The sequence below is a fragment of the Brevibacterium sp. BDJS002 genome (genome assembly GCF_028201555.1).
Taxonomy (GTDB): domain Bacteria; phylum Actinomycetota; class Actinomycetes; order Actinomycetales; family Brevibacteriaceae; genus Brevibacterium; species Brevibacterium aurantiacum.
Genome location: NZ_CP116392.1, coordinates 2,263,025 through 2,281,423 on the forward strand (window position 1 = coordinate 2,263,025; position 18,399 = coordinate 2,281,423).

An 18,399-nucleotide genomic window follows, 5' to 3' on the forward strand; every position below is an offset into this window, starting at 1 on the left:
CGCCCCCGGTCAGCGCCGTGGAGGGCTCTGGTCCCGCAATGGTCGGCGCCCCGTGACCGTCAGCAGCATCTCCCGGGCGCTCGCCCGCACTTCGCGCGGGCCGGTGCCCATGCTGAACTCTGCGTCCTCGGCGATGAGTCTGACACCGGTGAGATCCGTGCCGAAGTAGGCGAGGTTCTTCTCCCCTGCCTGTTCGAGTACGAGTCTGATCCGTTCTGCGGGTGCCGATGCAAGTCCCAGAGGCTCCGTGATGTCGAGGCCGTGGATGACGTCGTGGCTGAGGGCTCCCACCGGACCGCCGCCGGGTGGTCTCCATGGATTGCGGATATTCTCTCTCAGCGCGGCCAGGAGGTCGGCGTTCGTGAGTGTGTTCGTGTCCTCGTGGGCGAGATGATCGGCGAAGTCGTTGAACCTGAATCCACGTCTGGCCAGGCCCAGAAGGAAACGGAGACCTCTGTGTCGGTAGGCCATCGTCATATGGGCGACGACTTCCCTGACCCGCCACCCGGTGCACAGCGAAGGTGCCGACCAGTCGTGTGAGTCGAGTCCGTTAAGCAGGTCGACCACGCGGGCGCGCTCGGCGAAGGTCTCGTCGCGGATGAGTTCAGCGGAGGGATGTGTGTTCTTCTTTGGGTTCATACTTCTTATACGCAGGTCCGGGTGCGAACTCATCGGTCGACGACGAAATTCTTTTCAGACGAGCGTCTCAGGCAGTGGGGTCCACACTCTCTGGGAGGCCGAACTCGCGGAATCGTCCCTGGCTGCCGAGGAAAGTGACCAGATGGGACACCGTGTTCTCTCGCACCTCGACGAGGAGCAGCGCAAAGGCACGCGGCACACCGTCGCTGCCGACCCGGTACTGCCCGAAGCCTGGGCTGCCGTTGATCGGCACGGGAATGAGTCGGTCACCGTCGCAGGCATCGGCTGCGCCCATGACCGTAAGAATGGTCTCTCGTCCTTCGAGCCACCAGGCGAACGGCGGCATCGAGGACCGAGCGTCTTCACGCAACAGACGCCGGAGCGCGACCATGTCGTGGGCCTCGAAGGCGCTGACATAGTCATCGAGCAGTTGCCTCTGCCGGGCGTCGGTGGGGTCGAAGACCTCTGTTGTCTCTGGTGGGGACTTCGCCAAGCGTGCTCGTGCCCGTTGCAGGGCGCTGTTGACGGCAGGCACCGTGGTTCCGATGATGTGCGCGGACTCCTCGGCGCTGAAGCTGAGAACCTCACGCAGCAGGAGCACCGCGCGTTGCCGTGGTGCCAGACGCTGCAAAGCCGCGATGAAGGCATAGCGCACGCTCAAACGCTGTTCGACGATCTCGGCCGGGTCGGTGGCCGAGATCACCCGGGAGTCAGGGATCGGTTCGACGAAGTGATCGGCTGACAGCGGCGCACCCAAATCAGCAGACGTGGTGCCTGTCCGCGCAGGGCCCAGGTCGGTGGCCCTGGACCGGCGACGTGCGCCGCGCAGCAGATCCAGGCAGATATTGGTCGCGATCCGGTGCACCCAGGTAGAGAGCGTCGCCCGTTGCGGGTCATAGCTCTCAAGGGAGCGGTAGGCCCGCAGGATCGTCTCCTGGACTGCGTCGTCGGTGTCCGCCACGTTGCCGAGCATTCGGTAGCAGTAGGCAGTCAGCCGAATACGCAGTTCCTCGAGATCATCGACCGTTGGTCTCAGCGGTGCGTCTGTGCTCACACCGACATCATCACACGAAACCGGGGCGAGTGACCATCATTGAGCAAGGATATGGATGGCGCTTGTGCAGTTGGTGTGGCGTGAGGCTCGACCTCAGAGAGCAGCTTCAGGCTCCGTCTGCAGAGCAAAGCAGGCCACCGCCGACGCGGCTGCGACGTTGAGTGAGTCCACTCCCCCTGACATCGGGATCATCACCGTCGAATCGCAGGCGGCGATCGTCGAGCGGCGCAGACCGTCGCCCTCGGTGCCGAAGACGATGGCGGTGCGCTCGGGAGCGTTCGCAGCGAAATCACGGATGGCCACCGAATCCTGTTCGAGGGCCAGAGCTGCGACATGGAAGCCGAGCTCACGCAATGAGTCGACTCCAGCCGGCCAGGACTCGATCCGCGTCCACGGCACCTGGAACACCGTGCCCATGGAGACTCGGATGGAACGCCGGTAGAGAGGATCGGCGCACCTCGGCGTGACCAGGACGGCATCGACGCCGAACGCGGCGGCGGATCGGAAGATCGCGCCCACGTTCGTCGGGTGTTCCAAAATACGCGCTCTGCCGGCGGAGGAGGGCTGGCTATCGGAGGGACCCATGTGACGTGCGAATTCTGGCGATTTGTTCACTTTGCATACCACTATCGTCGCAGGCTGCTCGCTCCCGAACCAACCACGAAGCGCACTTCGGAGATCTTCTCTGCCCAGGCCGGGAGGAGCAGCGATGACCTGCGCCGCGTGTTCCACCGCTGCGACCCTGCGGAACACTGCGCTACGACAAGTCGCCCATGTCGCTGCACGCGCTGATGGACCGTCTCGCCGACTGCGGGCTCGACCGTCCCAACCGAGATCGCACGCCATTATCCCTGTGCGTTTTGAGCGTTTGATGGCGTAGAATAAGGACATGGCTGGAGCAATCACGCATGACAAGGCATCGCAGCTGCGCGATGCGGTGGACGAGGCGCTACGCGCCGCGCCGGAGGTCACGGACAGCGCCCGCGCGGCGTTCGCCCGGCTGGTCGACGTGCTCGAGTCCAGCGACGACGCGGTCGTGTTCCCGGCCGAGGCGACGATCTCCACGAGCCAGGCGGCCGCACTGCTCGGCGTCAGTCGAATGACCGTGGTGCGGTTGGTCGACCGTGGCGAGATGCGAGCGGAGACCAGCGCCGTGCACCGGCGGATCCCGGTGGCAGAGCTGGCTCGTTACCAGGCGGTTACCCAGACGCGGAGGCGCTCGGCGATGGCCAAGCTCGCCGGCGACATTACCGAGGACACACCCGCCGACCGGGTGATCGAGACCCGGTGAGCGACGCACCAGCGGGGAACATCCGAGTCGCCGTCCTCGATGCGTGCGCACTGGTGCCGATCAGACTGGCGACAACGTTGCTGTGGCTATCCGAAGCGGGGATCTTCGAACTGCTCTGGTCGGACCAGATCCTCGATGAGGTTCAACGCAACCTCCCGAAGCTCGGCATCAGCGGGGAGAAGGCCGCCCACCGCGTGCGCACGATGCGTGATGCCTTCGGCGAAGCCGCACTCGTCGACGACTTCGAGCATCTGATCGCGGACATGACCTGTGACCCTAAGGACCGCCACGTGCTCGCCGCCGCCGTGCGTGCGGAAGCCGACACGCTCGTGACGTTCAACCTCAAGGACTTCCCGCCGGATTCGACGAGCGGCTTGCAGGTCGATGCCCTCCACCCGGACACGTTCCTGACCGGCCTGCTCGCCGAGGACCCCGTCGGGGTCGTCGAGGCCCTGCGCCGGGGCAGCGCCGACCTGAGGAACCCAGCGCAGACGGCCACGGACTTCCTCGCATCACTGACCGGAACGGTGCCGATCTTCGCCAACCTGGCCGCCGATCAAATCCGCTCCCGCGACGAGAGTCCCGACGAGCCCACCTCGCCGATCACGGCGCTAGTCAGCGCCGACCAGGACGAGGCCGTGGCCGCGTTCGGTGAGGCCGGAGACCTGACCGACCCCGCGCAGGTCGCGCTCCAGTGGTGGACCGTGCTCGATGAAGAACCCGACGTGGCGCGCGGGCTCACCTTCGTGCCCCGAGCGTGGGGCGACTACCAGTGGGCCATCGACATGCTCGCCGACAAGTCGCTCGCGTCAAGAGTGATCCGCGCCGTCGACGAACCAGACCGTATCGCGTTCATGCGCTTCATCCCCGAAGTCGCCGCCACCGCGCAGGCGTTCGCCGCCTACGCGACGACAGTCACTTTTCTCATCCTTGTCAGGCTCGACGACCGTACGTGGCGGGTGTGGGGCCTCGGCCCGGCGCTCCTGGCCGCCAAGGACATCGTCGGCGACGCATAGATCAGGGGATGGCGCTGTCGTCGGGCTCGTGCACGAAACGCTAAACGTCGCCGACCGACGATTGTCGGTCTTTCGCAGTTCTGGGGATGACCTTCGGCCCGTCCGAGCCCAATTTCGCCGTCAATGGGCAGCCGTCGAGAGCCAGATTCTCCTCGTTTACGATGTCAGCGTCACGTTCACACTTAAGGGTGGTGACACGGTGCACGGTGAAGGACCTGGTAATGCATGAGGCTGTGATGTTACCTCCAGCGACAAGGGGAAATGCTGCGGTCGCCACAAGTGCATGAGACCCAGGCTTGGGGTCGGAGCCAGCGGAATCGAGAAGGTTCAGGAGCAGGAAAGACTCTGCTCGACTACCCTTCGGCATCATCAAGTGTTTCGTCATGTCGTTCCCAGACGACGCATCTCGGGGGACACGGTTTCAAACTTCGATCTCCAGCCAAGAGCCGGGACCAAGTTCCGTCTCGTTCAGAAGATGTCTGCGAGACGCACCGCTGCAGGCCGCATGGGGCGGTGGAGAAAGCCCCTGACCGCGCGGTCTTATCGACGTCGCGCCCGTCCCGGAATCAGCCTGGCGGAGTTGAGGATGAACGCGGTCTCACTGCCGACGTGGATGAACGCCGCCGCCACCGGGGAGAGCAGCCCGACGGCGGCCAGGGTCATGCCGGCGAGGTCGACGGCGATGGTGCCGACGAAGTTGAACATCACGATCCGGCGGGCACGGCGGGCGACGTGCACGGTGCGGACCAGGTCGTCGAGGTCGGAGCTGATGAGCACGACGTCGGAGGACTCCCGGGCGATGTCGGTGCCCGAGCCCATGGCGACGCCAACCTGGGCGCGGGCCAGTGCCGGGGCGTCGTTGACGCCGTCGCCGACCATCGCGACCCTCGGCCGGCGGCTCGCTCGGCGTCGATCGCGGCGAGCTTCTCGTCCGCGGCGGCCGGCCCGCACGTCGTCGATACCCAGCTCAGCGGCGACGGCCTGGGCGGTCGCCTCCTGGTCGCCGGTGATCATCATCGTCCGCAGGCGCGGCGGCGCAGCTCGGCCACGGCGGCCTGCGCGCTCTCGCGGAGGGTGTCGGCCAGCAGTACCGTGCCCGCATAGCGCCGTCGATGCCGACGTGGACGGCGGTGGCGGTGCCCTGGCCTTCGACCGCCTCCGGGGCGTCGGGGACCAGGGCGCGGTTGCCGGCCGCGACAGCCTTGCCGGCGACCTTGGCGGTGACCCCGCGGCCGGGCAGGTAGACGAAATCGTCGCACGGGCCGATTGGGAGGCCCTGGGCGCGGGCGTGGTCGACGACGGCCTGCCCGAGGGGGTGCTCGGAGTAGGACTCTGCCGCGGCGGCGAGCACCAGCAGGCCGGCCTGGTCGGTGCCGTCAGCGGTCCGGACGTCGACGACGGCGGGTGCGCCGGTGGTCAGCGTCCCAGTCTTGTCAAAGACCACGGTGTCGACCGTCGAGAGCGCCTCGAGGTGCGCGCCGGACTTGACGAAGGCCCCGGACCGGGCGATCCGCGCGATCGCGGCCAGCACGGCCAGCGGCGTGCCGGCGGCGATGCCGCAGGCACCAGCGACGACGACGACCGAAATGGTTGAGGTCAGGTCACGGGTGACCAGGAAGGTGATCGCCGCGCCGATCAGGGCGAGGTAGACCAGCCAGGCCGCCAGCCGGTCCGCCAGCCGCTGCACCGGCGGCTCGCTCGACTGGGCCTCCTTGACTGCTTCGATGATCCGGCCGAAGGAGGAGTCGGTGCCGACCCGCTCGGCCCGGACCTCGACCGCGCCGACCTGGTTGATCGACCCGGCGAAGACCTCGTCGCCGACCGTGACGTCGACCGGCAGCGGCTCGCCGGTGATCCGCGACTGGTCCGCCGTCGACTGGCCCGCGATCACGGTGCCGTCGACCGGGATCCGGCCGCCCGGCACGACCACGACGGTGTCCCCCTCGGTCACCTCGGCCAGGGACACCTCGGCGGTGCCGTCGCTCCGGCGGACCTGCACGGTCTCGGGCAGGAACGACATCAGATCGGTTAGGGCATCTCGTCCGCGGTCCATGGAGAGGTCCTCGAGGATCTCCGCGGCGAGGACGAACGCGGTGATCACCAGAGAGGTGGTCCACTCCCCGATCGCGGCCGCCGCGACAATGGCGATGAGCATGGAGGCCTCCATGCTCATCCGCCGGTGCCGGATGTCCTCGAACGCCTCCCGGGCGATCGGCCAGCAGCCCACCACGATCCCGACCACCGCCACGATCGGGACCGCCGGCCATGGCCAGGTCAACCCGAGGGCGACCGCGACCGCGCAGGCGGCCACGAACAGCGTCCGGGCCAGGTCGGCCCGGTCGATGCGCCGCCACAGGCTCGCACCCGACGGTCCTGCGGCTGGCGCGTCGACCGCCTCGAGTTCGGTCTTGCCGATCAACGCCCGGCCTCTTGCGAATCAGTGTCGGCGGTGATGGTCCCGTCGGTCGCCATGTGATGGGCCGGGGCGGAGTTGACGACGTGCTGGGCCTGGAACACCGCGTGCGCGACGAGCTCGCGGGCATGCTCGTCGATGAGGCTGTAGAACGCGCGATTGGCCTCTTGGCGGGCGGCGACGATCTTGCCCCACCGCAGCTTCGCCAGGTGCTGGGAGACCACCGTCGGCGACTTGCCCACCTCTTCGGCCAGCTCGCTCACCGACTTCTCCGACTCGCGCAGCGCCAGGACAATCCGCACCCGAGTCGCGTCGGAGAGCAGTGTAAACACCTCGGCGGCGAAATCGGCGTACTGGCTGTCCGGGCTCAACGTGCACTTCTTCGTATCTTCACTCATGCTTAGATTCTAAGGTAGGTGACACTCCTGCGCAACCAGACCGCCGACTTTCGGACGGTCAGCAACTGTCGGCTACCAGGAAGAGTGGCAGTTCATGGCAGCCCACGATCACTCCGGAGGCTGCGGCGACCGTTCGCTGTTCGCAGTCGGGAGGACACGGACGGCCCCCGACTGCCCGAAGAGCCAGCTGGATTGGCACTCCCGCAATGCGTCGGAGACCGACGTCCCGGCGGTGCTACTCCCCTTCGTCATACATGCCTTCCCGGCCCGATCGGGTGTGTCCACGCACAACACATTGTTGGAGGTCCCACACAGTCGGCGCATGTGAGCGCGGCGGCGTGGCGGGAGTGACATTACCTAACCGCCGACGCCGTCACCCGCACGGCCATCTCGTCCACGTTCGGCATGTGCCGCTTCACCGAGCTCTCTGCCTCCGCGGACAGGCGGTCGGCATCGGCAAGGCTCGTCGCCGAGGTGCGGACGAGCGCGTCGCCGTGGAGGCGGTGCCCGACCCAGCGCATTCGTACCCGTTCCACCGACTCGACCTCGGCCAGATGCTCCAGAGCGCGCTCGGCGCGTTCGACGAGTTCCGGCTCGACGCCGTCCATCAACCGTCGGCCGACCGAGCGCACGGTGCCCACCAGCAGCACCGCGATCATGGCCGAGATGAGCAGGCCCACGATCGGGTCGGCCAGCGGGAAGCCCAAGAGGACGCCGATGCCACCGGCGACGACGGCAAGTGAGGTGAACCCGTCGGTGCGGGCGTGGATGCCGTCGGCGACCAGGGCGGCCGAGCCGATCTTCCTGCCCACGCGGATGCGGTAGACCGCGACCGCCTCGTTACCGAGGAAGCCGATGATGCCGGCGGCGATCACCCAGCCGATGTTCTCCATCGGGCGAGGGTTGAGCATGCGGTCGATCGCCTCCCACGCGGCGATGACCGCGGACAGGGCGATCATCAGGACGATGAACAGCCCGGCGAGGTCCTCGGCCCGGTTGAAACCATAGGTGTACTTCCGCGTCGCGACCCGACGAGACAGCACGAACGCGATCCACAGCGGCACCGCGGTCAAGGCGTCGGAGAGGTTGTGGATCGTATCGGCCAGAAGCGCTACCGATCCGGAGAACGAGACGACGACGGCCTGCAGCACGGTCGTGGCAAGCATGAGCACCAGGCTGATCTTCAGCGCGCGGATTCCCTCGGAGTGGGCTTCCATCGCGTCGTCGATCGAGTCGGCGGCGTCGTGGGAGTGCGGCACGAAGATCCCGTATAGGAATCCCTTGAACCCCGTCGGGTGGGAGTGACCGTGCTCGCCGTGGTCATGGGAGTGGCCGTCTCCGTGGGAATGGCCGTGGTTCCGGCTGTGATCATGGTCCGCGTGATCGTGCGCGGACGATCCGCTCTCCTGCTCGTGGTCAGCGTGCGGATGGGCGTGGTTGTGTTCGGTCATGCTTCTGCTCGTTCGTCGTGGTGATGGGCCGGGATCTGCCCGTTGGCGACGGAGTGCTCGGCCTGGAAGATCGCATCTGATACCAGCTGGGAGGCGTGTTCGTTCTCGAGCCGATAGAACACCCGCTGCCCCTCCCGCCGGGTCGACACGATCCGGGCCATCCGCAGCTTCGCCAGGTGCTGCGACACCGCGGCTGGCGACTTGCCCACGCTCTCGGCGAGATGGTTCACCGACAGCTCGTCGCTGCGGCGCAGCGCAAGGACGATCCGGACCCGGGTCGGGTCGGCGAGGAGCCCGAACACCTCAACGGCAAGTTCCACGTATTGGTTGTCGGGGCCGATCCTGCACATCTGCTTATCTGCGTCCATACGCAGATTATTGCATACTCGAACGTAAGTCCGCATCGATGAGTGCTGCACGAGACGCCGCCGGACGCCCCGCGTTCAGCTCGAGAGGGTGACGAGGTGCCCTGGCTATCGATCCGGCGAGTCAGACGCGATCGTTGGCGGCGAAAGCGGAGCGCAGTGTGACGACGATGACGCGGGCCGCGTCATCTCTGTCGAGCCGGCCGGCCGTGACTTCTTCGGCTGCGGCGTTCATGGTCAGGTGGGTGACCGCGAGGAGCCAGTCGACAGGCAGGTCCGCACGGAAGACGCCCTCGCGCTGACCGCGCTCGAGAAGCCCCCGCATCCGAGCTTCGGCCTTCTCGTGCATCTCGCGGATGCGGGCCGGCTGCAGCTCGCGCTGAGCCACCACGAGCACGGCGCGGATGCGCTCCAGGAGCATCCAGCTCGAGGTGATCAGGGCCTCGAATGCCTCACCCGGATCGCCGTCGAGAGGCACGTCGGCCAGGACTGCTTCAGCCCCCTCGAGGCTGTCGGCCAGCGTTGCGTCGATGAGCTCGGCACGCGTCTTGAAATGCCCATAGAGGGTCATCCGACCGACGCCCGCCTCGGCGGCGATGTCGGCGACGGAGGCATCGGGGTCCTTCCGGAGCGCGTCCGGAGTCGCAGCGAGGATCTTCGCCCGGTTGCGCTGGGCGTCGGCTCGCTTGTTGACCGTCTTTCCTTGCCGCACCGGCCTCTGCTCACCGGTGCCGGCCGTGCCCTTGCCGTTCGGCATGCCCACCTCTAACTCGTACGGGAATATACGAGCTAGTATAGCGGTTAGAAGTCGTACACCGATGCTTGACTTCGGCTGAGGGCCTCCCGGCCCGTGACAACCCTGTCGAGAACGAAAGGATCAATGCAGCCATGAGAACGACGAGGCAAGACAAGGAGGTGCGCCATGTCTGAGACGAATGCACCTGCACCCCGGACCGGGGCGAAGCAATGGTGGGGGCTCGCGGTCCTCGTGATTCCGTCGACCCTGCTGTTCATGATGCTGACGATTCTGTTCCTGGCGGCCCCGAACATGGCCGCCGACCTGAATCCGACGAGCGCACAGCTGCTGTGGATCCTCGACATCTACGGGTTCGTCATGGCTGGATTCTTGGTCGCGATGGGCGTCCTCGGCGACCGGATCGGCAAGCGGCTGCTCATGGTGAACGGCGCGGTCCTGTTCGGGATCGTGTCCATCGCTGCGGCGTTGACGACCAGTCCCGAGCTGATGATCGCCTGGCGCGCCGTCCTCGGAGTGGGAGGAGCCATGATGCTCCCGTCCACGCTGGGACTGATCTTCGTGCTCTTCGCCGACCCGAAGGCGCGAGGCGTCGCGATCGGCGTGTGGGCCGGCGGGATCTCCGCCGGCGTCGCTCTCGGCCCGCTGCTGTCCGGACTGCTGCTGGAAGTCTTCGGCTGGCAGGCGACGTTCCTGGTCGCGGTGCCCGTGATGGCGTTGGTGGCCATCGGCGCGCCGTTGCTGCTGCCGGAGCACAAGGATCCGACCGCGAAGATCGATCTGCTCAGCGCACTGCTCCTGGTCGCTTCGCTGCTGGCCATCATCTACGGCGTCAAGCGCTTCGCCACCCAGGAGCCGGCCGGTCCGTCGATCGGCCTGCTGATCGCCGGAGCACTGGTCGGGTTGTGGTTCGTGATCCGGCAGTTGCGCGCGACCCAGCCCCTGCTTGACGTGCGGCTGTTCGCCAACCGCACCGTCAGCGGAGCACTTGCGGTGTTCCTCCTATCGGCCGCGGCGCTGGGTGGGGTGTACTCGCTGTTCACCCAGTACCTGCAGCAGGTCCAGGGGCTCTCGCCCATGCAGGCCGGGCTGTCAATCCTGCCCGCCGCGGCAGTGCTCATCGTCGTCTCGACCCTCTCGCCGATGCTCGCCCGAAGGTTCCGGCCGGGTAACGTGATCGCCGTCGGACTACTCACCCAGGTCGTCGGCTACATCCTGTTCACCCAGCTCGATGCCGGCACCGGCCTCGCGCTGGTGATCGCGAGCTTCGTCGTCACCTACCCCGGGGTCGCGCCGTCCATGGCGCTGACCACGGACCTGGTCGTGAGCTCGGTCCCACCGGAGAAGGCCGGCGGTGCCTCCGGGCTCGCGACGACCGTCAATGACCTCGGGATCTCCCTCGGTGTCGCGGTTATCGGCAGCATCGGGATCGCTGCCTACCGCAGTCAGATCGCCGGCTCCCTGCCCGATGGGCTGCCACCGGAGGCCGCGGCCGCGGCTGAGACCGGAATCGACGGGGCCATCGACGCCGCCGGGCAGCTGCCGGGTGACATCGGAGAGGCACTGACGACCGCGGCCCAACAGGCCTTCGCCAGCGGACTGAACGCCGCCGGGATCACCTCCGCCGTCATCGCTGCCGTCGCCGCGATCATCGCCGCCGTCGGCCTGCGCCATATCCGCCCCACCGGGCAGGCCCACGACGACGCCGAGAAGGAACCCGCTCAGGAGTCGTGACGCATCCTCGACCCTTCGTGTCCGGCGGACGGATGAGTCCGCCGGACACGAACGCCGACACCCGCCATAGGTACACCGAGAAGACGGCAGAACCGCCCCGCGACGAGGCCGCCGAACCACGCCGAAGGAGACACGATGACCACGCTCAGAACCACCATCGACACTGTCCGACACTCACCGACGGCGCGGCGCGTGCTGCACTGCCTGCTCCGATGCGCCGCGTCGGGGGCATTGGATCGTTTCTCCCGAACGACGCATACGTCTTGTCCGCGCAACTGAGTCGCAGGCCGCGCACCCGAAGAGGTTCGCGGCCCCGATGCTTCAGTTGACCTGGTAGGCGATCGTCGTCATCATCCCGGCTTCCCCGTGGTAGACATTGTGGCAGTGCGAGAGCCACCGTCCGGGATTGTCGGCATCGAACTCGACCCGCAACGTTGTGCCGGGAACAACGATCGAGGTGTCCTTGCGCGGCCCTCCCCCTGGATGCTGGTAGGTGTGTCCGTGCAGATGCATCGGATGCCACATCTCAGTCGAGTTCTTGAACTCGAGGGCGACCCGCTCCCCTTCGACGATGCCGAGGGCGTCGCGCATCGGCTTGTCCATGTTCATCCGCTTGCCATTGATCGCCCAGTCGTATTTCTCCATGCCACCGGTCAGCTCGAGTGAGAGAGTGCGGTCGACGGCGCGCTTCGGCAGAGCGACTGAACTGGTTGCTTTGAGGCTGTCCGCGGTGGCGGGGGTCTTCTGCTGGGGCAGCTTCACGTCCTTCGCGGGCGCGCTTCCCAACCCAGTGCGCAGAACAGCATGGGCCTGGTTCTGCTTCCCTAGGGCTTCGGCGATGACTGCGAATGCGCCGTCGCCGGCGGTGATGATCGCGTCGTAGCGCTCCCCCATTCCAAGAACGAGGCTCTCTGCCTTGAGGGGTTTGACGGGGAATCCGTCGGAGTGCGTGATCGTCATCTCGTGCTCGGTGACGCCAAAGCGGAAAGCGGTGTCGCCGCCAGCATTGATGATCCTCAGCCTGATCCGCTCTCCGGGCTTGGCGGCAAAGGTTTGCGGGTCATTGGCGGGCTTGCCGTTGATCAGGTAGAGGGGGTAGTAGACGTCGCCTGCGTCGCCGCCGAGCAGAGGCGAGGTCGCGCCCATGAGGGTGTTGCCCATTCGCATCGGGCCCATCTCCATGTCACCGTGTCCCCCACTATCGTGGTCCATCATTCCCTGGCCGAGCTGCTTCATCACCTCGTCCGGCGTCGCGGTGACGCCGTCGAGCCAGTCATCAAGGACGATGACCCATTCCTTCTCGTAGTCGCCCTTCTCGTTCGGGTCATCGATGATCAGCGGCGCATACAGGCCACGGTCTTGTTGCGTGCCGACGTGGGGATGGAACCAGAACGTGCCTGATGCGGGCAGTGTGAACTCGTAATCAAACGACCCGCCGGGCTTCACGGCATCCTGGGTGAGGCTCGGCACTCCGTCCATGTCGTTGCGCAGCGCCAGTCCGTGCCAGTGGACGCTGGTCGGGTCAGGGAGATCGTTGGTGAAGGCGACTTTCAGGGTGTCGCCGACGTTGCCGCGCAGCGGCTGGGCCGCCGAGGCTCCCCGGTAGGCCCAGGTCTTCGCGGTCTTCCCGCCGAGGTCGAGGGTGACCGGTTCGGCGGTCAGCGCGCGCTGCACGACGGTACCGGTGCTGCGTCGCTTCGCCTCCGCGGCGGTGACCGCAGCGCTGGTGGGCCTCACGAACGAGGTTGTCTTGGTGGTAGTGGTGCTGCATCCGGCGAGGCCGGCGGCGGTCAGCGTCAGTGCGCTGACGGACAGGAATTGCCTGCGGTTCAGGGTGGAGTGCATGGGTGATGTCCTTCTGTGTCGATGGTGAACGGGGCCACGAGATCGCGCCTGCGCGCTCGACGATCATGGGTGGTCGGAGGCGCAGGGCTGCTTGGCCTCGGAAGAAGGGCCAGCGTTTTTGGACACGGTGTCGTGGCAGGCACGGCAGGGTCGTGAACCCGCCGAGATTGCCGGCTGAGGAGCGCCGCATCGGCGCTCCTCAATGCTCACGTTCGGTAGATCGACAGCTCCAGATGCGTCAGCGCGAACCGGCGAGGCGTCTCGGACGGCGGCGTCGGCATGGGCGCAGAGACGGGTGTGGGCACAGCCGCGACGGACGGAACGGGGAGGGCCGGAATGCTCTCGGCCGTAGGCGCGGAGACGCAAGTCGAGTCGCCGTTGTTCATGGCGTCTGCGCAGCCGCCGGAGCCGTGCACCGGGCCCTGTACTCCGGACGCGCTCGACATGGAGGCGGTAGACGTCATGCCCGTCATGCCGGGCGACTGCGAGGACACGTGAACCGGCGACGCCGTTGAAGCCGTCGCCGCTGCCGGGCCGCCGACCAGCGCGTGCATGCCGAGAAGACCCGTGATCAGCAGCGCCGTAAGAACGACCAGCTGCAGCCAGTGCCGGCTGCGGCAGGTTTCATAGGTCGCGGTCTCCACACCCAAAGCATACCCCGGAGGCGTATCCGCTCGACGCGGCGGGACCATTCACCGGCGAGTCCGGCCCGCCTTGCAGGAATACCCTCATGGGGTATACGGTTGCACTCACGCAGGTACCCACCGGGGGTAACTAGATTGAGGAGGCTATCCGATGGCTGCGAACGAATACCAGGTGACGGGCATGACCTGCGGGCACTGCGAGATGTCGGTCCGCGAGGAGGTCAGCGAGATCTTCGGCGTCACCGACATCCAGGTCAGCGCACAGACCGGCAAGCTCGTCGTCTCCGCCTCCGACGAGGTCGACGACGCGAAGGTTCTGGCCGCTGTCGAGGAAGCCGGCTACACGGCGGTCCGGGTCTGATGAAGGCACCAGTCAGGCTCGCGGCCTACGGCGCTGGGCTGGTGGTGGCGTTCGGCGCAGCCTTCGGGCTCGCCGGCGTCGCCGTCCCCGACAGCGTCGTGACCGCGTGGGCCAAGAGCAGCGAGTCGAACGCCCACGGCGAGGGTCACAGCGGAACGGAGGAGCAAAACAAGGAGCACGCGATGAACGGCGTCTCGGCCAGCGCTGCCGGCTACGGCCTCTCCCCCGTCACGGCCCCCTCGGGCACCGATGATGCCGGCACGCTGAGCTTCCGGATCCTCGATGAGGACGGGCAGCCGGTGACGGAGTACACGACGACCCATGAGAAGGATCTGCACCTGATCGTGGTGCGCACCGACGGGACGCAGTTCCGCCACGTGCACCCGGACTTGGACGAGGCCACCGGCACCTGGTCGGTGTCATCGTGGAGCTGGGACGAGGCGGGAACCTACCGCGTCTACGCCGACTTCACAGCCGGGCAGGACGCCGAGGGGGTCACGCTCACCCGCGCTGTCGAGGTCGCCGGCGACTACGCCCCGGTCGAAGCGACTGTCTCGCGCACCGTCGAGGTCGACGGGTACACCGTCACCCTCGATGGTGACCTCGCCGCCGGAAGCACGGGCGACCTGACGGCCACCGTGGAGCGCAACGGCAAGCCGGTCACCGCGCTCGACCCCTACCTCGGCGCGTATGGCCACCTGGTCGCGCTGCGAGAGGGCGATCTGGCCTACCTGCACGTTCACCCCGCCGGCGAAGAGCCCCAAGCGGGGTCGACCGGAGGACCAGACGTCGGCTTCGCCGCCGAGGTCCCCACCGCCGGCCGGTACCTGCTGTACCTGGACTTCCAGGTCGACGGGCAGGTCCGCACCGCACAGTTCGTGGTCGACGCCGGGCACGGCGACGGCACCCAGGCAGACGATGAATCGCATTCGGGCGGCCACTGACCCCCTAAAGGGCCAGTCCGTCGACGAAAGAAGCAACAGGAAAGGACTTGCAGTGAGCACCCAAGCTGCAGCGAACACCGAAGCGCCCCCGGTCGCGGACGCCGGCATCGAACTCGAGATCGGCGGGATGACCTGCGCCTCCTGCGCGAACCGGATCGAGAAGAAGCTCAACAAGCTCGACGGCGTCTCCGCCACGGTCAACTACGCCACCGAGAAGGCCAAGGTCACCGTGCCCGCCGGCTACGACCCCGCCCTGCTGGTCGCCGAGGTGGAGAAGACCGGGTACACCGCCGCCATGCCCAAGCCCAAGGACGCGACGTCGTCGGGCCCGACCGGCGACGACGGCGAAGCTCCCGACTCCGAACTGACATCGCTCAAGCACCGCCTCATCGGCGCGATCGTGCTCACCGTCCCGGTGATCGCCATGGCCATGGTTCCCGCGCTCCAGTTCACCTACTGGCAGTGGGCCTCTCTGGCCCTGGCCGCACCGGTGATCGTGTGGGCGGCCTGGCCGTTCCACAAGGCGGCCTGGACCAACCTCAAGCACGGCACGGCGACGATGGACACCCTCATCTCCATGGGCACGACCGCGGCGTTCCTGTGGTCGCTCTACGCCCTGTTCCTCGGCACCGCCGGCACCCCGGGGATGACACATCCCTTCGAATTCACCATCGCTCCGTCCGACGGCGCGGGCAACATCTACCTCGAGGCCGCCGCCGGGGTGACGATGTTCATCCTCGCCGGCCGCTACTTCGAGAAGCGCTCCAAGCGCCAGGCCGGTGCCGCACTGCGCGCCCTGCTCGAGCTCGGCGCGAAGGAAGTCTCGGTGCTGCGCGATGGGGCCGAGGTGAAGATCCCGACCTCCGAGCTGGCCGTCGGCGACGAGTTCGTCGTCCGCCCCGGTGAGAAGATCGCCACCGACGGCACGGTCGTATCCGGGACGTCGGCCGTGGACGCCTCTATGCTCACCGGAGAGTCCGTGCCGGTCGAGGTCGTCGCTGGCGACCCGGTCACGGGCGCGACCGTCAACGCCGGCGGCCGCCTGGTCATCCGCGCCACCCGCGTCGGATCGGACACCCAGCTGGCGCAGATGGCCAAACTCGTCGAGGACGCCCAGACCGGCAAGGCCGCGGTCCAGCGCCTGGCCGACCGGATCTCCGGCGTGTTCGTCCCGATCGTCATCGCCATCTCGGTCATCGCCCTCGGCGCATGGCTCGGTGCCGGATTCCCCGTCTCCGCCGCCTTCACCGCAGCGGTCGCGGTCCTCGTCATCGCCTGCCCCTGCGCCCTCGGCCTGGCCACTCCGACCGCACTGCTGGTCGGCACCGGTCGCGGCGCGCAGATGGGCGTGCTCATCAAGGGCCCCGAGGTCCTCGAATCCACCCGCAAGGTGGACACCGTCGTCCTCGACAAGACCGGCACCGTTACCACCGGCAAGATGACGCTGGTCGATGTCATCGTCGAGCCGGGCACCGATCGCGCCGAGCTGCTGCGCCTGGCAGGCGCGTTGGAGGATGCCTCCGAGCACCCGATCGCCCAGGCCATCGCCAAGGGAGCAGTCCAGGAGGTCGGGCCGCTGCCCACGCCGGAGGACTTCGCGAACATCGAGGGCAAGGGCGTCCAGGGAGTCGTCGACGGCCGCGGCGTGCTCGTCGGCCGGGAGTCCCTGCTGGCCGACTGGTCCCAGCGCCTTTCCCACGACGTCGCCGCCGCCAAGGCCGCTGCCGAGGACGAGGGCAAGACCGTCGTCGCCGTCGGCTGGGACGGACAGGCCCGCGGGATCCTCGTTGTCGCCGACGCCGTCAAGCCCACCAGTGCCGAGGCGATCCGGGGCCTGAAGGACCTGGGCCTCACCCCGGTCCTGCTCACTGGCGACAACAAGGCCGTGGCTGAGCGGATCGCCGCCGAGGTCGGAATCGACCAGGTCATCGCCGAGGTCCTGCCCAAGGACAAGGTCGACGTCGTCACCGGACTCCAGGACGAGGGCCAGGTCGTCGCGATGGTCGGCGACGGAGTCAACGACGCCCCGGCGCTGGCCCAGGCCGACCTGGGCCTGGCGATGGGCACCGGCACCGACGTCGCCATCGAGGCCTCCGACATCACCCTCGTGCGCGGGGATCTGAGGGCCGCGGTCGACGCGATCCGGCTCTCCCGCAGGACCTTAGGCACGATCAAGTCGAATTTGTTCTGGGCGTTTGCCTACAACGTCGCGGCGATCCCGGTCGCGGCGCTGGGCATGCTCAACCCCATGCTCGCAGGCGCGGCGATGGCGTTCTCCAGCGTCTTCGTCGTCGGCAACAGCCTCCGCCTGCGCGGGTTCCGCAGCGTCGCCAAGCAGTGACGCCGCAGAACCGACCAACATCCGAACACACGAAAGGCATCTACCGAGAATGAGCAACGAAGACCAGGTATCCACCAGCTGCTGCAGCACCTCCCCCGAAGCCGAGGTATCCGCCGCCGAGGAACCTGTCAGCGACGGTTCCAGCTGCTGCGGCACGACCGGCGCAGAGAACCCCGCCGCCGATTCCAGCCATCGCGAAAACCTTCTCGTCGATGGCAGCGACGACATGACCACCTGCCCCGTCATGGTCGGCAATCCGGTCAGCAAGCAGGACGCCGAAGAAAAGGGCCTCTTCCGTGACTACGACGGACAGCGCTACTGGCTCTGCTGCCCAGGCTGCGGACCGACCTTCGACTCCGATCCAGCCAAGTACGCCGCCAACATGGCCTGATCCTTCGACGACCCGGGGCTGCAGCATCACTGCTGCCGCCTCGGGTCGACTGGATCGTAACTGAGCGATTCCACGCCAGCCGATCGACATTTGACCTATACCCTATAGGGGTATAATGTTGGTCGAGCCAGAATGAATAGGAGACTTTATGCGTAAGCGCCTCATGACCACCGTCGCCGCAGGAGTGCTCGGCGGAGCACTCGTGCTCACCGGCTGCAGCACCGGAGGAGACCAGGACCAGGCGACGCCCTCGTCGACCAGCCAGCACGAGGGCCACGGAAGCAGTGGCAGCAGTTCTGACGGCGGCGGGATGGAGCATCCGATGGACGGCGGCCCCGCACCCGAAGGCATCGAGAAGGCTGCGTCCCCGAAGCACCCGGTCGGCACCGAGGTCACGCTCACCGCTGATCACATGGAGGGCATGGACGGCGCACCGGCCACCATCGCCGGGGCCTACGACACCTACACCTACGCGGTGAACTTCACGCCCACCACCGGCGGGGATCCGGTCAAGGATCACAAGTGGGTCGTGCAGGAAGAGATCAAGGACGCCGGAGACCAGCGACTGGCCGACGGCACCGAGGTCACTCTCGAGGCCGAACACATGGAGGGTATGAAGGGCGCGAAGGCGACCATCGCCTCCTCCACCGACGAGACCGTCTACATGGTCGACTACGAGTCCGACGGCATGACGATGACCAACCACAAGTGGGTCGTCGAGAGCGAGATCAAGCCGGCCTCCTGAGCCGGTCGCCGCG

The 18,399-nt window shown here is 67.2% G+C and carries 18 protein-coding genes and 1 pseudogene; 8 read left to right on the plus strand and 11 right to left on the minus strand.

Translation table 11 applies throughout. The features are described 5' to 3' along the window. Positions 1–9 precede the first annotated feature (9 nt). The 3 genes and pseudogenes from PGC08_RS10640 to PGC08_RS10650 form a co-directional block, all read right to left on the minus strand. A complete protein-coding gene (locus PGC08_RS10640; RefSeq protein ID WP_009881331.1) occupies positions 10–639 on the minus strand; it encodes a maleylpyruvate isomerase family mycothiol-dependent enzyme in 630 nt (209 codons plus the stop codon). A 67-nt stretch (positions 640–706) separates the two neighbouring features. Next, positions 707–1,693, minus strand: a complete 987-nt coding sequence (locus PGC08_RS10645; RefSeq protein ID WP_009881332.1) for an RNA polymerase subunit sigma-70 — start codon at positions 1,691–1,693, stop codon at positions 707–709. Positions 1,694–1,786: 93 nt separating this feature from the next. Continuing rightward, positions 1,787–2,233 (minus strand): annotated as a pseudogene (locus tag PGC08_RS10650) (TrmH family RNA methyltransferase); the annotation flags it as partial. Positions 2,234–2,582: 349 nt separating this feature from the next. On the opposite strand from PGC08_RS10650, the gene PGC08_RS10655 reads away from it, so the two are divergent. Both PGC08_RS10655 and PGC08_RS10660 read left to right on the plus strand, forming a co-directional pair. Continuing rightward, entirely contained in the window at positions 2,583–2,984 is a 402-nt protein-coding gene (locus PGC08_RS10655) for an excisionase family DNA-binding protein (RefSeq protein ID WP_166971825.1), read from the plus strand. Next, positions 2,981–4,000: a PIN domain-containing protein gene (locus tag PGC08_RS10660; RefSeq protein WP_166971827.1), complete on the plus strand. Its 1,020-nt coding sequence runs from the start codon at positions 2,981–2,983 to the stop codon at positions 3,998–4,000. The genes PGC08_RS10655 and PGC08_RS10660 overlap by 4 nt, the downstream gene beginning before the upstream one ends. Positions 4,001–4,540: 540 nt before the next feature. Here PGC08_RS10660 and PGC08_RS10665 read toward each other — a convergent pair. The 6 genes from PGC08_RS10665 to PGC08_RS10690 all read right to left on the minus strand — a co-directional run bounded on the left by PGC08_RS10665 (position 4,541) and on the right by PGC08_RS10690 (position 9,384). Beyond that, on the minus strand, positions 4,541–5,017 hold the full coding sequence (locus PGC08_RS10665) for an HAD-IC family P-type ATPase (protein ID WP_271708406.1): 477 nt from the start codon (positions 5,015–5,017) through the stop codon (positions 4,541–4,543). Beyond that, entirely contained in the window at positions 4,968–6,419 is a 1,452-nt protein-coding gene (locus tag PGC08_RS10670) for a heavy metal translocating P-type ATPase (RefSeq protein WP_271708407.1), read from the minus strand. The genes PGC08_RS10665 and PGC08_RS10670 overlap by 50 nt, the downstream gene beginning before the upstream one ends. Then, positions 6,416–6,811 (minus strand): ArsR/SmtB family transcription factor, encoded by a 396-nt coding sequence (locus PGC08_RS10675; protein WP_166971829.1) that lies wholly within the window; start codon positions 6,809–6,811, stop codon positions 6,416–6,418. Before PGC08_RS10675 ends, PGC08_RS10670 begins: the two co-directional genes overlap by 4 nt. 353 nt (positions 6,812–7,164) lie before the next feature. Then, on the minus strand, positions 7,165–8,262 hold the full coding sequence (locus PGC08_RS10680) for a cation diffusion facilitator family transporter (RefSeq protein WP_166971831.1): 1,098 nt from the start codon (positions 8,260–8,262) through the stop codon (positions 7,165–7,167). Then, complete coding sequence (locus PGC08_RS10685; protein ID WP_166971833.1) at positions 8,259–8,630, minus strand: ArsR/SmtB family transcription factor; 372 nt, start codon at positions 8,628–8,630, stop codon at positions 8,259–8,261. The genes PGC08_RS10680 and PGC08_RS10685 overlap by 4 nt, the downstream gene beginning before the upstream one ends. Positions 8,631–8,751: 121 nt before the next feature. Next, positions 8,752–9,384, minus strand: a complete 633-nt coding sequence (locus tag PGC08_RS10690; RefSeq protein WP_166971835.1) for a TetR/AcrR family transcriptional regulator — start codon at positions 9,382–9,384, stop codon at positions 8,752–8,754. A gap of 165 nt (positions 9,385–9,549) precedes the next feature. Here PGC08_RS10690 and PGC08_RS10695 point away from each other — a divergent pair, with 165 nt between their 5' ends. After that, positions 9,550–11,115 carry an MFS transporter gene (locus PGC08_RS10695; protein WP_166971837.1) on the plus strand — a complete coding sequence of 522 codons (1,566 nt, stop codon included), beginning with the start codon at positions 9,550–9,552 and terminating at the stop codon, positions 11,113–11,115. A 321-nt stretch (positions 11,116–11,436) separates the two neighbouring features. Here the strand turns inward: PGC08_RS10695 and PGC08_RS10700 are convergent, their stop codons facing one another. Together PGC08_RS10700 and PGC08_RS10705 are read right to left on the minus strand one after the other, a co-directional pair. After that, positions 11,437–12,960 carry a multicopper oxidase family protein gene (locus PGC08_RS10700; RefSeq protein ID WP_166971839.1) on the minus strand — a complete coding sequence of 508 codons (1,524 nt, stop codon included), beginning with the start codon at positions 12,958–12,960 and terminating at the stop codon, positions 11,437–11,439. 206 nt (positions 12,961–13,166) lie between these two features. Continuing rightward, positions 13,167–13,604, minus strand: a complete 438-nt coding sequence (locus PGC08_RS10705; RefSeq protein ID WP_166971840.1) for a DUF6153 family protein — start codon at positions 13,602–13,604, stop codon at positions 13,167–13,169. 151 nt (positions 13,605–13,755) lie between these two features. Between PGC08_RS10705 and PGC08_RS10710 the strand changes: the two genes are divergently transcribed. The 5 genes from PGC08_RS10710 (at position 13,756) to PGC08_RS10730 (ending at position 18,386) form a co-directional block, all read left to right on the plus strand. After that, entirely contained in the window at positions 13,756–13,965 is a 210-nt protein-coding gene (locus PGC08_RS10710) for a heavy-metal-associated domain-containing protein (protein ID WP_166971842.1), read from the plus strand. Then, positions 13,965–14,909: a hypothetical protein gene (locus PGC08_RS10715; RefSeq protein WP_166971844.1), complete on the plus strand. Its 945-nt coding sequence runs from the start codon at positions 13,965–13,967 to the stop codon at positions 14,907–14,909. The genes PGC08_RS10710 and PGC08_RS10715 overlap by 1 nt, the downstream gene beginning before the upstream one ends. A 127-nt stretch (positions 14,910–15,036) precedes the next feature. After that, positions 15,037–17,250, plus strand: coding sequence for a heavy metal translocating P-type ATPase (locus tag PGC08_RS10720; protein ID WP_166975927.1), 2,214 nt, complete (start codon positions 15,037–15,039; stop codon positions 17,248–17,250). 49 nt (positions 17,251–17,299) lie between these two features. Beyond that, the gene (locus tag PGC08_RS10725) at positions 17,300–17,641 is read left to right on the plus strand and encodes a hypothetical protein (RefSeq protein WP_166971846.1); all 342 of its coding nucleotides are present in this window, start codon (positions 17,300–17,302) and stop codon (positions 17,639–17,641) included. A gap of 148 nt (positions 17,642–17,789) precedes the next feature. After that, positions 17,790–18,386, plus strand: a complete 597-nt coding sequence (locus PGC08_RS10730; RefSeq protein WP_166971852.1) for a YdhK family protein — start codon at positions 17,790–17,792, stop codon at positions 18,384–18,386. Positions 18,387–18,399 lie beyond the last annotated feature (13 nt).

What these genes read in the sequence shown, in the direction of transcription:
- PGC08_RS10715 (WP_166971844.1), top strand. Translation starts at nt 13,965, where the DNA reads ATGAAGGCACCAGTCAGGCTCGCGGCCTACGGCGCTGGGCTGGTGGTG.
- PGC08_RS10725 (WP_166971846.1), top strand. Translation starts at nt 17,300, where the DNA reads ATGAGCAACGAAGACCAGGTATCCACCAGCTGCTGCAGCACCTCCCCC.
- PGC08_RS10675 (WP_166971829.1), bottom strand. Translation starts at nt 6,811, where the DNA reads ATGAGTGAAGATACGAAGAAGTGCACGTTGAGCCCGGACAGCCAGTAC.
- PGC08_RS10730 (WP_166971852.1), top strand. Translation starts at nt 17,790, where the DNA reads ATGCGTAAGCGCCTCATGACCACCGTCGCCGCAGGAGTGCTCGGCGGA.
- PGC08_RS10720 (WP_166975927.1), top strand. Translation starts at nt 15,037, where the DNA reads ATGACCTGCGCCTCCTGCGCGAACCGGATCGAGAAGAAGCTCAACAAG.
- PGC08_RS10685 (WP_166971833.1), bottom strand. Translation starts at nt 8,630, where the DNA reads ATGGACGCAGATAAGCAGATGTGCAGGATCGGCCCCGACAACCAATAC.
- PGC08_RS10700 (WP_166971839.1), bottom strand. Translation starts at nt 12,960, where the DNA reads ATGCACTCCACCCTGAACCGCAGGCAATTCCTGTCCGTCAGCGCACTG.
- PGC08_RS10665 (WP_271708406.1), bottom strand. Translation starts at nt 5,017, where the DNA reads ATGATGATCACCGGCGACCAGGAGGCGACCGCCCAGGCCGTCGCCGCT.
- PGC08_RS10640 (WP_009881331.1), bottom strand. Translation starts at nt 639, where the DNA reads ATGAACCCAAAGAAGAACACACATCCCTCCGCTGAACTCATCCGCGAC.
- PGC08_RS10680 (WP_166971831.1), bottom strand. Translation starts at nt 8,262, where the DNA reads ATGACCGAACACAACCACGCCCATCCGCACGCTGACCACGAGCAGGAG.
- PGC08_RS10695 (WP_166971837.1), top strand. Translation starts at nt 9,550, where the DNA reads ATGTCTGAGACGAATGCACCTGCACCCCGGACCGGGGCGAAGCAATGG.
- PGC08_RS10710 (WP_166971842.1), top strand. Translation starts at nt 13,756, where the DNA reads ATGGCTGCGAACGAATACCAGGTGACGGGCATGACCTGCGGGCACTGC.
- PGC08_RS10690 (WP_166971835.1), bottom strand. Translation starts at nt 9,384, where the DNA reads ATGCCGAACGGCAAGGGCACGGCCGGCACCGGTGAGCAGAGGCCGGTG.
- PGC08_RS10655 (WP_166971825.1), top strand. Translation starts at nt 2,583, where the DNA reads ATGGCTGGAGCAATCACGCATGACAAGGCATCGCAGCTGCGCGATGCG.